Below are 15326 nucleotides of genomic sequence, written 5' to 3' on the forward strand. Positions count from 1 at the left end.
GATGACTGATGACTGATGACTGATGACTACTGCCAACAGTCAACAATTCCTATTTTACGTTTTACTTGTGACTTTGCCCGGTTCCGGTGTGGGCCCTCTTGAGCCATTAGCATCTCTATTTTCCTGTTCGGGCTCTTTCTGTGACAAGCTGCGACGGGCAGCTTCTACAAACTGACTGACGCGGATCGGATCGATGGGCTGCTCGATGCGGCCGTTTCGTTTCAGGGAACTCGATACGATTACGCCGTCAGCGGCCTGCATGAGGGTGGAAATGTTTTCCCACGAGGCGCCGCTGCCGATGAAAACTGGAATTCCAGCAGCAGCAGCACTCGCGAGTTCTAAGTCTTCGAGATTGGGAGGGCTACCAGTTGTCCAGCCGGAAAGGATTACGGCGTCGGCTAAAGCGCGCCCGATCGTCTCTTGGACGGCTGTGGTCAAGTTGGGGCTGCCTAGGGGTCGCCCGTGCTTGACTAACACGTCTGCTAATATTTTGACATCGCTGCCCAATTCCCGGCGGTAGCGCAGTAGCTGGTGAGCTTGGCCTTCAATTAAGCCTTGGTCTGTAGCCATGATGCCGTTGAGGACGTTGACGCGGATGAATTGAGCTCCTGTGCAGGAGGCGATGGCGATCGCGCTGTGGGCGTCGTTTCGCAGCACGTTAACGCCGATCGGCAGCGTCACGAGATTTGTTAGCCTCTCAACTACCAGAGTCATGGCACTTACCACAGCCGGATCTACGCTGTCTTTGGCAAAAGGAGCGTCGAAAAAGTTCTCGACAATGATACCGTTTGCGCCACCAGAAGCCAGCGCTGTAGCCTCTTGCTCGGCTCTTCCGATAATAGCTTTGAGGTTTCCGCCCCAGCGGGGAGAAGTTGGCAAAGGCTGTAAATGTACGACACCGATTATGGGATTCGGCGTTTTGAATATTTGTTTTAAGTCCACGGATTTTCCTGAAACCACCAAGTTCACTGACGGCTGACGGCGGATTTTGACGGTATATTCTAGAATTCTATATCGACGGGGGCGATTCGGTTGACTTAATCGGGTCGCCAAGTTGCTCAAAGCCCGCAGCCATAACAGTTTAGATTTTAGATTTTAGATTTTAGATTTTACAAAGGCGACCTCACCTCACTCAAAGACGGATACTTGCTTGTAGACAGGAGTCAATCGATTTTAGATTTTAGATTTTAGATTTTAGATTAAAGAATTGAAGCATTGACTTGCGCGAGATAAATTCGGGCCCTTGTTTATCGGATACAGGTTTTTTATTTCTGGGTCCTGAGTCTGCTTTCGGAATGAATCCGGGGGCTTGTATCCTGGATGCTTTCGGTCAATGCTTTAATCTTTAATCTTTAATCTAAAATCTGCTGACTACAATCGGGGTTGAAAGCTTGACTGCAGTTGCATTCTTTTTTATACCTTGGTGTCGGCAGGGGTTTTTCCTTCTCTATCGAGGTTAAGTGGTGAAAGTTGTTCTCATAATTTTGGCTGTCACCTCCGGATTGGGGGCGGCAATCGAAGTGCTGCTGCGGGTGCTGCTGGGTTTTGGTAATCCCTTGATTTATATTGCCGATGCCGAGTGCGGCTATTTGTTGGCGCCCAACCAGAAGGTGCGTCGCTTGGGCAACCGGATTGAGATTAACGAGTATTCGATGCGTACTGGAGCGATCGCCCCGATCGCCCCTCCAGAAACTCTGCGCGTCTTGCTGTTGGGAGATTCTGTCGCCAACGGCGGTTGGTGGACACATCAGACAGATACGATCTCGGAAATTATGGCTCGGAATTTGAGACTGCAAGTACAGCATCTGGCGAGCGATGCACAATTAGGTTCACAAGTCAACTATTTAAATTTTGAAGTTCTCAACGCCTCAGCCAATTCTTGGGGGCCGAGGAATCAACTTGCTTACGCCAAGCGGTTCGGTGTTTTTGGGGCAAAGGCTTTGGTTTTGCTGCTCAATACGGACGATTTGTTTGCATCGGCTCCTTGCGATCTGGTTGTGGGGCGCGATCGCTCTTACCCGGATCGCAAACCCCGATCGGCTACCCTAGAGTTATTGAGCCGCTATCTGCTACCTGCTGTGCCGACTCCCCAATTGGCAGCACCAGGAGCCACAAGCGGCGATGTAGTAGGCTGCAACTTAGAGGCTATTCGCCAAATCCAGAAAATAGCTGTATCCGCCAACATTGAGTTTTTGCTAGCCGTCACGCCCAAGCGGGGCGAACTCGGCTGCCCGGGCCCTCGCGACTGGGAAGTCAAAGCTAGAGCGCGTCTCGCCGAACTCGTAGAAACAGAGAAAATTACTTACATAGATTTTCTTCCCATTTTCAATTGTGCGGCCGAATTTCCCACTTTGTATCGAGACAGCATTCACCTGAGCCCTCAAGGAAATCAGCTAGTTAGCAAAACCATCAGTCGTCAAATAGCCGCTCTTTTTTGGCTTGACACTCTCCGGCCTTAAGGCACGGGGATTCTTAAGACATTTCAGTCTTAATATCCCTATAGCTAGGGTTCCCAGGCTGACTACTCTGGGCACAAAAGAGTGCGTAGTCATATCTCCTCAAAAATGTTTTGGGCGTAGACTTTCCCCCAGTCCGGGGGTAGGTTTTTACATCTTGTCTGATTTGGTTATTCTACCATCTTCATTTGTTAAGATGGATTTGTTATTTTACTTAACAATGGAAAAAAGCCGTCCTACAAGGACAGGGTTTTCAACCGAATTTTCTGATAAATCCTAACCTCACCTCAAGACGGACAATTGCCCCCGACTCGTGTTGTGGAGAGCAAAAAAATTTAAACCTTAGTTCAAGCCCCCAGATTCATCTGCAGAGTCAATCTAAAGTCTAAAATCCTTCGACGCTCGCGCGAATCGAGTGAGCGCGGCTCGATGCTCGCGCTCGCCGAAATGCTCGCGCCCCCGTCTCAAATGTCAAATCGGCTGACATCGAATCCGGTTGCATGGGAACAGTTATTCTCTTCAACAAACAACAAACCCAAACTGTAAAAGCACCCGGAAACGACAAGATTTGTCTCGATTTAGCTAACTTGCAAAGTAGACTCTAGCTCTTTCGGATACCAAGCTTGACCGTCGAGAGCCATTTGCTCGATCGAACTGGCAAGCCGCAGAGCTTTGAGAGCTTGTTCTCCTCCCACAGAAGGCTGATTTCCACCCCGCACGCAATTAATAAAATGCTCCAATTCTGCGTGGAGCGGTTCAATATTGCTGGTGTAAACTTTCTCGATCAACCCATCTTGACGGTAAAGCACCTGACCGTAATCCGTCACATAATTGGCGGTTGTTTGCCGGTGAATCAAGATTTCGTTGTTGAGAAAATCTGCCTCTGTCAGAGAATTTTTGCAGTGAGCCACGATTGAACGGAGTTTGCGGTGCGTCACCTTACTGGCAGTCAGGGTGGCGACAATGCCGTTAGCAAAGTTCAACGTCGCTGTCACGTAGTCTAAATAACCTGAATCTGATGCCCTGCTGCCGCTGGCCGTCAGCTTCACTACTTGGGAATCTGCCAATTCCAGGAGCAAGTCGATGTCGTGGATCATTAAATCCAAAACTACCGATACGTCGTTAGCCCGCTGGGAATAGGGACTCATCCGGTGAGCTTCCAATGCCAGTAACTCTTCAGTTTTCAGCACTTTGCCGAGTTCCTGAAAAGCTGGATTGAAGCGCTCGATGTGACCCACTTGTAAAATCCGGTGGGCCTCAGCAGCCGCGTTGACCAAAGATTCGGCTTCGGCAATGCTAGCCGCGATCGGCTTTTCAATTAAAACGTGAACACCCGCTTGGAGACAAGACATCCCCACAGGGTGATGCAGGCGAGTTGGAACGGCGACGCAAACTGCATCTACGTGGGCGAGCAAATCTCGGTAGTCTTCAAAGAAGCGAACCCGGTATTTGCTTGCTACATCTATTCCCCGCTCTACATTTATGTCGGCAACACCGACGAGTTCGATATCTTTTAGCAAGCTCAGAACTCGCGTGTGATGCTGGCCCATATTGCCAACCCCAATCACCCCAATGCGGAGGGGTTCAGGTTGACTTCGCTGGCCGAAAACGTTTGCGTATCCCAATGACATCCTATCTAGCACTCCTGGATTCTCCTCCACCACCACAGGAATCAAGCCCCTTGGCTTCCCTCAGCTACTCACAGCCATCCAGATAGTACCACAGTCAAACTATTTGTGAAGAATTTCTAAGTTCAGTTGCGATTATCGCATCGGGCAATTAAGCAGAAGCGAATCATACACAAGGAGAGAATACTGGGGTAAAATATCTGGAAATTGCGTATTGACAAATTTTATTAAGTGTGTATATGTATCGGGACGATCGTCGGCAGCATAGCAACAACAACACAAACCCGTCGGAATATTTGGCGATTACGATCAAACATTTTTCTGGTTTGTGTTCAAAAGTAATAGTGAAAGTCAGAAATTATACAAATACAACAGATGACGCATCCGTATTAGTTCGGTTATTTACATTCCGCAATCTTTGAATTCAAAAAAATTTACTTTAAGAATGGGGATAATTACGGGCGATCGCTCACTACCATAAACTAGACTTACCTAAAGCCTAATAAAAAAAACAATGTGTCAAAAACTAAGACCCAGATTAGGAAGTGCGATCGCTAGCACAATTTTAAGTTTGTTTTCAGCGGTGTCATTAGCAGGAGTAGACAAAGCACAAGCCGCCGTACTCACCTACAATATCAATTTTGACGGTCAAGGTAGCGGTTTTTTAAAGGTGGATAACTCCTTGCTTACAGGAATAGACATTGAAGGAATTTCCGAGGGGACAGTTTCCGAGGGAAGAATGTACGGTTTTACTTTTCCCGAGTTGGGAAGCACAAAAGAATATGATAATTTGGCAGGGGTTCGAGCTGTATTTCGTGAAGGGCAGTTTCTCGGAGTGCAAGCCAGCGGCGGCGACGGTGCGATAAGAGACTATATCAGTCCTCCAGACGAACCAGGAGGGCCTTTTTTCTTGAGGGTTGAGGGCAGGGCATATTGGTCTATCGGAGTTACCTCTGGCTCGTGGAGTAGGGAGGTAGTACACAGACAGGTGAACTATCAATCATATATAGACGATGGATCGATCGTCACCGACAGCTATGTTATATACTCTAGATATATCTCCCCCAATGCCGAGGTTTCTTACACTTTAGTGAATACCGAACCCGAACCTGTTCCCGAACCTCTCACTGCTGGGGGGACAGCTTTAGCATTGGCAGGTTTAAGCTGGTTAAAACACAAGAAAAAAATGGCAGTTTGAAGTGCGATCGCACCTCAACAATTAACCAGTCAGCAGTCACTTTTCAGAAAATATTCTCGTGGCAAAATTTTGCTCTCGATTCGGAGACAGAGCTCTGGCTTTCAAAATCGCAGCTACCAAAAACGCATAGGACAAAACTCCCACCAACGCCAGCAAAAGTACGCTGGCTGCTCCCGACGCATTCCACAAAGCGTGAAGTGCCGAAGCACTGAAATAACCTACGCCCAAAATTTGCCACCGCTTCCTGGGTTTGAGGGCGCTCAAACCGATAAAATATCCCAAATAGCCGCTGTAAGCCATATGTCCGGCGGCGGAACCCAAAATCCGGGGAATTAGCAACTGCAATCCTACTAATTGTCCGGCGTCGGGCCCTGCTTGCAGAGTGACATTTTGGATGACATTGGGAACGTACTGTCCCAGAGTTTCTAACAGTGTAAAGCCGACTGCTGAGGCACTTCCTAACAGAATTCCGTCTAAAGGTTCCCACACGCCGATTCGATCGCGCCACGGATTTTTCAGCCAATTTCCCAGCAACATTGCTCCCAAAACGGGCAGGGCTTTCAGCAATTCTTCCATTAGACCCGCCCCGAAAAACATTCTGGTCAAAAAAGGCAAAAAACTGATTGTTTCGCCTTCGATTGGCAGACGGCCGGGCAAAATTTCTCTAAATACTAATATAAATCCAATTAATAAGGGGCTGATCACAATCAGGACTGTAGCTAAAGCCGAACCAAGCAATACCCACCAAGGCTTGTGTTTGCCACACAGTTGATAGATAAAGTAGTAAGCCGCACCGGCGAGGTAAGCTGACAGCAGCAAGTTGAATGCTGCGGAATTGCCAACGGCGACAAACATCGAAACGACAACAATAACTGTGGCGATACCTGGATATAAGTAAGCTTTTTGGCTTAATTGTTTGCCCGTGGAGGCGATCGGGAATAATTGAGTTAAAGTGAGAGCGTCTTTTTCGATACCAGCAAAATTGCCCGTTTGTGGTGAGCTTAATCCGGGTTGATTTTGGTAAGGGGTGACGGGAGATTCAAATATAAATTCAGGGCCGTCAAGACCGAGACTGATGCGATCGCCTGTTTCTAAAGTTTGGCAGCCAGAGAGCTTTTTTCCGTTGATATAAGTTCCGTTAGCGCTGTTAAGGTCGCAAATTTCCCATCTCGTCAAAGTACCCTGGGTTAGGGGACGGATCATGGCGTGGCGACGGGAAACCATGCCGTGGGCGATCGACTCTAAAGTTATTTGACAATTGCGATCGCGTCCGATAACCAATTCCCCTTCTTCAGAAAGTTGGTACTTGGATACTGGGGTTCCCACAGCGTCTTGGGCTGGCACTTGTCGCAGAAATCCGATTTCATTAGTCATGAGTTATGAGTCATTAGTCATTAGTCATTAGTCATTAATCATGAGCTCGCGAGCTGTTAGCTGATGTTATTTTTGAGCAGTCTTTATTCCACAGTTATTGGTTGTTAGCTGCTGACTAATTACTAATTACTAATTACTAATAACTGCTGACTAATGACTAATGACTAATAACTCTGCTTATAGATTTGCCCTGGCATCCTGAACGGCTGCATAGAAAAATATGCCAGTTAGCGGTACGCTCAGGGCGAGGATGATGCCCGTGACTAAATTGCCAAGCTGAGCTTCTCCCGATGAGAGCTCAAAAATTGAGCCGACTGCCGCGATCGCAGTGATGCACGAAAGAGCTAATAGTAAACCACTTTTCGGAGTTCCTGCCATCATACTGATTTTACTGCCTTTGGCGAAAATTTCTGCTTGACTAATGCTTCATTCAGTGCGAGCTTGTTTTCTACTCTGTCTACAAACAGCACTCCGTTGAGGTGATCCATTTCGTGCTGAATTGCTCTCGACAGTAAGTCTGTTGCTATCAGGGTTTGTGGGCGGCCGTATTCGTCGCGGTAGGAGACTTCAATGACTTCTGGGCGTTTGACTTCTAAATAAACTCCCGGAATGCTCAAACACCCTTCTTGCAAGATGCAGATATCGCCGCTGCTACTTTTGATGGTGGGGTTGATCAAAACCATTGGGGGTGTGGCAGGGTTTTCCGGGTCGCAGTCGAGCACGATTACTTGTTTGTGGACTCCGACTTGGGGGGCGGCCAAACCGATACCATCCGCACTGTACATGGTTTGCAGCATTTCTCGGACTAGCTGCCGAATTTCTGCATCGACGCTTTTGACGCGCTTGGCTGGCTGCCGCAGGACGCGATCGCCTAATGTGTGTATTGTTAGGGGCGGTTTTTCTAACTTTTTCTTTTCAATCAAGACCTGAACCGTCATAGAACCTCGCGGGATGTTTGGAAACCCCCAACGAAAGCTGTTGGGGAATGAAATTGGAACCAATACTATTATTTTCAATATTAATCTAATTTTAACTCCTTGCTGGGAAGTCCCCCGCTATAACTGTACCCAGTTTAGGGGCGGGATGAAAGGCAGGGAGATTGTAGGTACGGAAATCTCCAAATCTTTATTTTTGTAGATATTTTACTGGAATGTGTATAATACAGTAAGGAGGTAATGAGATGCTGCATACTGCCATCAAGGTTCGACTTTATCCAACATTAGAGCAACAAGCTCTACTGTCTCAGCACTTTGGCTGTGCCAGATGGTGGTGGAACTATGGTCTAAATAAGTCAATTGAGACTTATAAAGAAACGGGTAAAAGCCTTGGTCAGTCAGCACTCAATGCCTTTTTACCAAAACTCAAGAAAGCCGAAGAAACACTTTGGTTGTCTGAATGTTACAGCCAAGTTTTGCAAGCAACAACGCTCCACCTCACAACCGCCTATAAAAACTTTTTTGCAGGTCGTGCTAGGTTCCCGCGCTACAAGTCAAAGCATGATAAGCAATCGATTCAGTATCCTCAAAATGTCAAGGTACTTGATGGGTTTGTTCAGTTTCCTGGCAAGGTCGGCAAAGTTAAAGCCAAGTTGCACAGGAACATAGAAGGAAAAATCAAAACCGTTACGGTTAGTTTAAATCCTTCTGGGAAATACTTTGCCTCAATATTGACGGAGAGTGAAGGCGACAATCCGACTGTTTCAACGGTCGGCAAAGTAATTGGAATTGACTTGGGATTGACTCATTTTGCTATTACGAGCAATGGCTGCAAAGTCTCTAAGTATGATCGCCCTAAGCATCTAGCCAAACACGAGAAAAACCTCAAACGCAAGCAACAAAAGCTAGCTAAAAAACAGAAAGGAAGTAATTCAAGGAACCAAGCTAAAAAGACGGTAGCTAAAGTGTACGAACGGGTAACTAAATCCCGTCAGGATTTTCTACATAAGCTTTCGCGAAAGCTCGTCAATGAAAACCAAGTTGTCGTAGTAGAGAATCTTAATGTCAAAGGCATGGTACGCAATCACAATTTAGCTAAAGCCATATCTGATGTGGGATGGGGAATCTTTATCAATTTCCTAGCTTACAAGCTAGAGAAAAAAGGTGGCAAGTTGGTTGAGACTGACCGCTGGTTCCCCAGCTCCAAGCTCTGCTCTAATTGCTATTACCAGATTGATAAGTTACCGCTTGATGTTAGGGAGTGGACTTGTCCTAATTGCGGTACTCGTCATGACCGTGATGGTAACGCCGCAACAAACATTAGAGCGGAAGGCATCAGGATATTACAGACGGATGGAGCAGCCGTTTTTGCTAACGGAGGGGAAGTAAGACCAAAGATGGGACGCAAGTCTGTTCTGAGGCATTCCTCTGTGATGTTAGAAGCCCACACTATAATCGTTTCGATTTAGTGTGGGTAGTTCACGTAGCCATGACTGGAAACGCACCAAACCAACGGCCGATTATTTCTCTGGGACTTTCGCCCGTTTTAGTGGCGGTAGAGCTTTTAGGTGCGATCGCGCTTTTGCTGGCTGTTTTGCTCATCGTCAAGTTTTGGGCGGTTTTGCCCGATCGAATTCCGATTCATTTCGGCTTGGGGGGGCTGGCTGATGCTTGGGGCGACAAGGTAACGATTTGGATCGTGCCGGCTGTGGCTGCCATTATTTTTGCGGTTTTAACTGCAATATCGCGCTATCCGCATACTTTTAATTATCCGGTACGGATTACTTCTGAGAACGCTCACCGCCAATATCTGTTGGCGCGAGGCCTTTTGGTTTGGCTGAAGGCGGAGATTTGCTGGCTGTTGGCGTTTGTGGTGCGGCAGCAAATTCTTGTCGCTTTGGGCAATGCTCAAAGGTTTAGTATCGAGTTACTTTTAGGGTTAGTTGTTTTGATTTTTTCGACGGTAGGCGTGTATTTGCTCAAGGCTTATTCTGCTCGCTAGATGTAGGGCAAAACACTTGTATTTACCCAAAAACCATGTTGTTTTGTCATTTTTTTACCGATATTAATAATATCTCTTATATCAAAAACAAAGAAAATTACTTGGTAATGAGGAATTTATTACTCAATTTTTTATCAAAATTTTAGTCCTAAATACAAACATTTTTGATTGTGGCTAATTGACCGAAAGCATCCAGGATACAAGCCCCCGGATTCATCCGTGGAGAAATAAAAAACCTGTAGCCGATAAACTTCCCTCCCCGAATTTATCCGTAGGTAAATACTTCAATTCTAAAATTTAAAATTTAAAATTTAAAATCTAAAATCGATACTTCAATACTTCAATACTTCAATACTTCAATACTTCAATCCTTCAATTCTAAAATCTAAAATCTAAAATCTAAAATCGATTGACTGGACATGATAGGAATCACAGGTGAGAGGTTTGTGCTACGGTAAACGCATCTCAACTAACCCATCAGATATGTTTGCTGATTGTTCATCGGCAATACTCGCAACTGTCGATTTTTAAAATCTGGTTCTAACCCTAGTTCTTCCATTGGAATCACGCCCAACAAAACAGCAGAAACGCCTTCGGGCAATTCTCAACAATCAAATCTGCCTTCTCTCCCCTCTACAATAATTTGAGCTCCTGCAAAAATTCGACTTTTTGTGATGCCAGCCGATGTTTCTACATCTCTTTCTCCTACGAGTCTTAAACCTAGTTGGCTAATAATGGGAGCGGGCAAGGAAAGCAGAGTTGCTCCAGTATCGACAACAACGTTATCGAGGGTAACAGAGCGAACTTCCTCAGCAAAAATAAATCCCCGTTCAGCCATAACTAGATCGATGCGATTCGTGACGGCGATTGTTGTAACAACTTGACCCCTTTGTTTTTCTTGCAGATTAGGCAGCACCAGTGTCATATTATGTTACCTGTTTGAGCGTAATTAGTGGAGATTTATATTGTAATATTATCTAGAATCCTGCTTGGTTAGTTAAAATCGTTTTAGTGACCGGCTAAAATTAGAATTTGCCTCAACGCATGACACCAGAAAACAACTCTTCTCAACCCAATCGCCCTGAGTCTAACGTGACTGTAGAAAGTCAGAACGGTGCGAGCCCTACTGTGCCACCAGAATCAGGGACAATCGTCGTTACTGCTGAACCGGAAAAACCGGTGCCGCCGCCTCCTACTCGCAAGGTTTTTTTGTCGCAGCAGCCGGAACAAACGACTACTGAGAAGTCGGGGTCAGTGCTGACGCTGGGGTTGATCGCAGCGATGATTTTTGGGCTGGCCAATGACAACATTTGGCTGGGCTTAATTGGCGCCGTCGGTGCGATCGGCATATCGCTGCGGCTAATGTGGCCGAGTTGGGGCAAAATCTGGGTACAGGTAATTCCGCCAACTTGGCGCACGCTGATCGTCGCTTGCTTTGGTCTTTTAGCTGGGATTGTTGGCTTGCTGATGCTCAGCGGTAGTAATACTGAACCGGGAAGCCGCAACATCCAAATCAACTGGGACGCCATCGGCGCTCTCGGCGAGTTGATCGGCGCTTTGGGCCAAATTTTGATCGCAATTTTGGGCGTTTATGTGGCTTGGCGGCAGTACGTGATCTCGAAAGATTTGACTATTCAGCAAAATCGAATTACGCAGCAGCAAACGATCGATGCTTATTTTCAAGGGGTTTCCGACTTAGCCCTTGACGAACAAGGGTTTTTGGAAGACTGGCCGCAGGAAAGGGCGATCGCAGAAGGCCGCACCGCTGCGATTATGAGCAGTGTAGATGCTGAAGGTAAAGCTAAAATTCTGCGGTTTTTGTCGCAGTCGAGATTGGTTACTCCGCTGAAGCGCGATCGGCTTTTAGGCCGCCCCATCCTTGACGGCGACGGTGGCTACGCTGAAGATAGAGATCACGGTATCCGCGTTATCGATCTCAATGTCATGTTAGCGGGTGCTGACCTGGCTGGCACCGATTTGCGGTGGACGGATTTGAGCGAAGCCAACCTCGTCCGCGCCAATCTCAGCAAGTGCGATTTAGTGAAAGCCAACCTCTCGCGCGCTGTCTTGTACGACGCCAATCTCGCTCGCGCTGACATGAGAGCCGCCGCATTATTCTACGGCTCGGCACAAACTGCATCCCCCCGCAGCCGTACCGAATTTCCCAACTATCAAACAGGCGAACATACTGGCGCTGTAGTGGAACGTGTTGATTTCACCGGTGTCAAGCGGCTGTCGGAGGATCAGCGCTATTACTGCTGCGCTTGGTGCGGCTCGAAGTCGAGAGAGACTATTCCCGGCGGCTGCGAAGGGATTCCCAATAAACTCGGACGTTAAAATTAGCTGTACGGCTGTACTTACGTATATATTTGGCGATCGCTCGGCAGCGGACTACACTTTAATTTTAAATCTACAGTCTTTCGCTGTTTTAGCAATGACAAATACTGATTTAGGGTTAGAAGTAATTCCGCGCTTGGAGCGATCCAAAAGCCGGGAATAATTCATTTTTGTCGCTGCTATATGCTTCCTGATGGGACGGTAAATGGCACATATAAATCGCTAATTTAGGCTACAGCTATGCAGATGATGGGCATCAGCATTCTGGGGCTTTTTATCCGCTGTTTCCTTTGCTTATGCGCGGCTTCACGACTTTTGGAATGCAAGTAAAATTAGCAGGGATACTCATTAATAGTTGGGCATTTTTGCTTGCATTATTGGTGGTTGCAAGCTGTTAGTAAAGTTGCTCTGATTTGGGCGGTAGCTATTTGTTGTGGTATGGGCGAAAAAGGCTGAGCATTACAGTCGTCTATTTCGGCTTTTGCTCTTTAGCGCTACTGCTCAACTCCAGTGTTATGCAATCGCTTCATCGCTACGCTTACGGCATTGTATCGCTCTCCATCGGACTCGGTTTAGTGTTGAGTAGTCACCCTCGTTGGGGATATGCTGTTATGACAGTATTGGCTACATTCCTGCTGTACATGGCTGTTAAATTTACTGCGTGTAGGTAGCTTAAGATAGTTTTCCATATTTTTTGCACAAACTTAATTTACTCTATTTCCCAAGCTGCCTGAAAAAAGTCTCTTTCGCATAGCATAGCGTAGCGATAGGTTGCTTCTACTTCCGGCGTAGCTTCGGCGTAGCGATCGACCAAACTTTCCAGCCGTTTTGCTAAAATCTCAAAATCCGAGCTGCTATAGGTCGAAATCCAGTCGCTAAAGGCGTGTTCCGGTATATTAGGTTTAGCTAGCTGCTGTCCCAAAAAAGCATACAACCGCAAGCAAGGAGTCATGGCGGCTACTGTCAAACCTACACCACTCCCCCAGGCTGTCGCTAATAAAAAATCTGTGTAGCGGCGGGTAGCGATTCCCGGTTTTGCCTCTTGCAAGTTTACACCCCATTTGGCTGCATATCCTTGATGCAAACGAAGTTCTTCTAAAACGCCACTACCGAGATTGTGGAGAATTTCAAACCCCTCCCAGTCGGGTGCTTTTGCCGCAGCGATACTATAAGCGCGAGCGAAGGCTCCCAGAAAAAATGCGTCTTGTGCAACGTAATATGCAAAACTATTTTGGGGGAGGCTGCCGTCAGCAATGCCTCTGACAAAGGGATGTTGCAGACAAGCTTCGCTTAAGTCTTGATTTGCTTGCCAAAGATAATTGGAATTTGTCATGCAATTTTGAATCGATGGGTTATGATTGTAATTTTTATAGTCTGACTAAACATCTATGATAACAGATGTTTGAGCTGGGCGTGTGTCATTCTTATGGTATCTTTTATTTTTCGTATTTAAGAAAATAGATAAGTTTTGGTATGCGGCTATTTTGGGGGCTGCTGTTGTCTGGCTCAAAGAGCGAAATTACGTGCCGAACCTCTCTTGTGAAGCAGCCCGCGTGTTTGGGTAAAAAGAAACTTTTGATTTAACGGTTGAAAAGCCGATTTTTAAACAGAAACTGCAATGAACGATACACCTAAGTATTCCTTGGTAATTCCTATCTATAACGAAGAAGAAAATCTCGCGGAATTGTATCGGCGAATTAGTGCCGTGATGGATCGAATGGACGGCCCAGTAGAATTAATTTTAATCAATGATGGCAGTCGCGATCGCTCTCTCGAACTTTTGCGAGAATTGCACGAAAAAGACGCGCGAATTTGTTACCTCAGTTTGGCCCGCAATTTCGGTCATCAAATAGCTGTAACTGCTGGTTTAAACTTTTCTAGCGGTCAAGTCGTAGTCATCATGGACGGCGATTTACAAGACCCGCCAGAGCTAATTATAGATATGGTAGAACGGTGGCAGCAGGGCTATCAAGTTGTTTACGCTCAACGCACTCAACGCCGTCAAGAAGGTTGGTTTAAGCGGTTGCCGGCTTATATGTATTATCGCATTTTGCGCCATCTTGCTGATGTTGATATTCCGATAGATACCGGAGATTTTTGTTTGATGGATAGGTGCGTGGTGGATGTACTCAACGCCATGCCAGAACGCAATCGTTACATTCGGGGACTGCGGGCTTGGATTGGTTTTAAACAAACGGCGGTTAAGTTTGAACGCGATCCGCGTTTTGCTGGCGAGGTTAAGTATACCTTCAGAAAATCTTTAAGTTTGGCGATGAATGGTTTAGTATCTTTTTCAAAAGTTCCCCTCAGACTTTCGATTTATATGGGGTTATTTGCTGCATTTATATCTGTGTTAATGGCTTTTTTAATTTTGTATTGGCGGCTTTTTTATCCAAGTTCTGCCTTAACGGGTTTGACAATTGTGATGATGGCTGTTTTCTTTTTGGGTGCGGTGCAGTTGGTGAGTATTGGGATTTTGGGTCAGTATATAGGGCGTATTTATGAGGAGGTGAAGGGCCGCCCGCTTTATACGCTGGCAGAAGTTGCTGGTTTTGGCGATCGACACCGATCGCCAAAATAATTTTAGCAAACATCGGTTAACTCATCGTGCCTAAATTATCTAATTTATGAGATAATTTAAGCAGGGTAAGAGCATCTCAATCAAGCTTGACAAAAGGAGTTGAGAACAGTCATCATATAATCATTATTCATAGCAGCCTGTTTGATTTTTTGACGAAGACTACGCTGCAATGTTTTCTCCTGATTAAGAGCGTTAAGTGCCATCCGTCTCAAGATGGTCAAATTACTCTTGACTATAACCTTAACGAATCCGACATTGATCCTCATGGAACGTGACATCTAAAGTGCAATGAACTTGGTTTTCAATAGTCCAATGTTGACGAATGGCACGACCAAGAAGTTGAGCATCCGCAGGCAGAGAAGTTAGATAAAATTGGACTTCATGAGTCGTTTTGTTCCAAAGATGGCGGATTCTTTCAATAATGACGATGGTTTGCAGTCCCGACCACTGGTCTTGTTGATAAAGACCACCGAAAGCCTCTAAAGGAACAGCCAAAACATAACGTTTTTCAGTGCTATTTTGTCCCTTTTCAATCTGTTGGTTATAACTAACTTTAATGCCTTCAAAGTTATTAGCTCTTCTGGTATCAAACCCTTCTTTAACCTGAGAATGTAAAGTGGGGTGATGAGCTTTAAGAGATACAATATAATCAGCTTTTTTGTGGCGAATTTGTTTCACAATCTCGGTTTGAGTTCCCATCGCATCAATGTTAACGTCAGCCCCGGTCAGGTCTAATAACTCTAAGGATCGCGAATTAAATAACTTACAATTTTAATTGTTATTGTGGGATGGGCGTCCCGCCCGTCCACTCATGA

13 protein-coding genes and 2 pseudogenes are annotated in these 15326 nt (G+C 46.1%); 7 read left to right on the forward strand and 8 right to left on the reverse strand.

The window, feature by feature from the left end; all coding sequences use genetic code 11:
* Positions 1-54: 54 nt before the first annotated feature.
* A complete protein-coding gene (gene btpA / locus QUB39_RS24505) occupies positions 55-942 on the reverse strand; it encodes a photosystem I biogenesis protein BtpA (RefSeq protein WP_333057464.1) in 888 nt (295 codons plus the stop codon).
* 521 nt (positions 943-1463) lie between these two features.
* Between btpA and QUB39_RS24510 the strand changes: the two genes are divergently transcribed.
* Positions 1464-2459, forward strand: a complete 996-nt coding sequence (locus QUB39_RS24510) for a GDSL-type esterase/lipase family protein (RefSeq protein ID WP_333057463.1) — start codon at positions 1464-1466, stop codon at positions 2457-2459.
* A 575-nt stretch (positions 2460-3034) separates the two neighbouring features.
* Here the strand turns inward: QUB39_RS24510 and QUB39_RS24515 are convergent.
* Entirely contained in the window at positions 3035-4087 is a 1053-nt protein-coding gene (locus tag QUB39_RS24515; protein ID WP_333057462.1) for a Gfo/Idh/MocA family oxidoreductase, read from the reverse strand.
* A gap of 511 nt (positions 4088-4598) precedes the next feature.
* Between QUB39_RS24515 and QUB39_RS24520 the strand changes: the two genes are divergently transcribed.
* A complete protein-coding gene (locus tag QUB39_RS24520) occupies positions 4599-5282 on the forward strand; it encodes a PEP-CTERM sorting domain-containing protein (protein ID WP_333211481.1) in 684 nt (227 codons plus the stop codon).
* 36 nt (positions 5283-5318) lie between these two features.
* Here the strand turns inward: QUB39_RS24520 and QUB39_RS24525 are convergent, their stop codons facing one another.
* From QUB39_RS24525 to def, 3 genes are all read right to left on the reverse strand, one after another.
* On the reverse strand, positions 5319-6656 hold the full coding sequence (locus tag QUB39_RS24525; RefSeq protein WP_333234155.1) for a PrsW family glutamic-type intramembrane protease: 1338 nt from the start codon (positions 6654-6656) through the stop codon (positions 5319-5321).
* Between the two features lie 177 nt (positions 6657-6833).
* A complete protein-coding gene (locus QUB39_RS24530) occupies positions 6834-7034 on the reverse strand; it encodes a hypothetical protein (RefSeq protein ID WP_199292547.1) in 201 nt (66 codons plus the stop codon).
* Entirely contained in the window at positions 7034-7594 is a 561-nt protein-coding gene (gene def, locus QUB39_RS24535) for a peptide deformylase (protein WP_333057458.1), read from the reverse strand. The genes QUB39_RS24530 and def overlap by 1 nt, the downstream gene beginning before the upstream one ends.
* Before the next feature lie 242 nt (positions 7595-7836).
* Between def and QUB39_RS24540 the strand changes: the two genes are divergently transcribed.
* On the forward strand, positions 7837-9060 hold the full coding sequence (locus tag QUB39_RS24540) for an RNA-guided endonuclease TnpB family protein (protein WP_333057457.1): 1224 nt from the start codon (positions 7837-7839) through the stop codon (positions 9058-9060).
* 20 nt (positions 9061-9080) lie between these two features.
* On the forward strand, positions 9081-9593 hold the full coding sequence (locus QUB39_RS24545) for a DUF1648 domain-containing protein (protein ID WP_333057456.1): 513 nt from the start codon (positions 9081-9083) through the stop codon (positions 9591-9593).
* Positions 9594-10062: 469 nt separating this feature from the next.
* On the opposite strand, the pseudogene QUB39_RS24550 reads toward QUB39_RS24545, so the two are convergent.
* Positions 10063-10518, reverse strand: a pseudogene (locus QUB39_RS24550) (aspartyl protease).
* Positions 10519-10637: 119 nt separating this feature from the next.
* Between QUB39_RS24550 and QUB39_RS24555 the strand changes: the two are divergent.
* Both QUB39_RS24555 and QUB39_RS24560 read left to right on the forward strand, forming a co-directional pair.
* On the forward strand, positions 10638-11930 hold the full coding sequence (locus tag QUB39_RS24555) for a pentapeptide repeat-containing protein (RefSeq protein WP_333057454.1): 1293 nt from the start codon (positions 10638-10640) through the stop codon (positions 11928-11930).
* A 515-nt stretch (positions 11931-12445) separates the two neighbouring features.
* A complete protein-coding gene (locus QUB39_RS24560) occupies positions 12446-12601 on the forward strand; it encodes a hypothetical protein (protein ID WP_333318583.1) in 156 nt (51 codons plus the stop codon).
* A 38-nt stretch (positions 12602-12639) separates the two neighbouring features.
* On the opposite strand, the gene QUB39_RS24565 is transcribed toward QUB39_RS24560, so the two are convergent.
* A complete protein-coding gene (locus QUB39_RS24565; protein WP_333058642.1) occupies positions 12640-13263 on the reverse strand; it encodes a TenA family protein in 624 nt (207 codons plus the stop codon).
* A 285-nt stretch (positions 13264-13548) separates the two neighbouring features.
* Between QUB39_RS24565 and QUB39_RS24570 the strand changes: the two genes are divergently transcribed.
* Positions 13549-14511 (forward strand): glycosyltransferase family 2 protein, encoded by a 963-nt coding sequence (locus tag QUB39_RS24570; protein WP_333058643.1) that lies wholly within the window; start codon positions 13549-13551, stop codon positions 14509-14511.
* 80 nt (positions 14512-14591) lie between these two features.
* Here QUB39_RS24570 and QUB39_RS24575 read toward each other — a convergent pair.
* Positions 14592-15255: pseudogene (locus QUB39_RS24575) on the reverse strand (ISAs1 family transposase); the annotation flags it as partial.
* Positions 15256-15326: the final 71 nt, after the last annotated feature.

Origin of the sequence: Microcoleus sp. AT8-B5 (assembly GCF_036705565.1) — a bacterium.
Taxonomy (GTDB): Bacteria; Cyanobacteriota; Cyanobacteriia; order Cyanobacteriales; family Microcoleaceae; genus Microcoleus.

Coding starts and splice junctions, on each gene's coding strand:
- QUB39_RS24515 (WP_333057462.1), bottom strand. CDS start 4,087: ATGTCATTGGGATACGCAAACGTTTTCGGCCAGCGAAGTCAACCTGAA.
- QUB39_RS24565 (WP_333058642.1), bottom strand. CDS start 13,263: ATGACAAATTCCAATTATCTTTGGCAAGCAAATCAAGACTTAAGCGAA.
- QUB39_RS24540 (WP_333057457.1), top strand. CDS start 7,837: ATGCTGCATACTGCCATCAAGGTTCGACTTTATCCAACATTAGAGCAA.
- QUB39_RS24525 (WP_333234155.1), bottom strand. CDS start 6,656: ATGACTAATGAAATCGGATTTCTGCGACAAGTGCCAGCCCAAGACGCT.
- QUB39_RS24530 (WP_199292547.1), bottom strand. CDS start 7,034: ATGGCAGGAACTCCGAAAAGTGGTTTACTATTAGCTCTTTCGTGCATC.
- QUB39_RS24555 (WP_333057454.1), top strand. CDS start 10,638: ATGACACCAGAAAACAACTCTTCTCAACCCAATCGCCCTGAGTCTAAC.
- def (WP_333057458.1), bottom strand. CDS start 7,594: ATGACGGTTCAGGTCTTGATTGAAAAGAAAAAGTTAGAAAAACCGCCC.
- QUB39_RS24560 (WP_333318583.1), top strand. CDS start 12,446: ATGCAATCGCTTCATCGCTACGCTTACGGCATTGTATCGCTCTCCATC.
- QUB39_RS24570 (WP_333058643.1), top strand. CDS start 13,549: ATGAACGATACACCTAAGTATTCCTTGGTAATTCCTATCTATAACGAA.
- QUB39_RS24520 (WP_333211481.1), top strand. CDS start 4,599: ATGTGTCAAAAACTAAGACCCAGATTAGGAAGTGCGATCGCTAGCACA.
- QUB39_RS24545 (WP_333057456.1), top strand. CDS start 9,081: ATGACTGGAAACGCACCAAACCAACGGCCGATTATTTCTCTGGGACTT.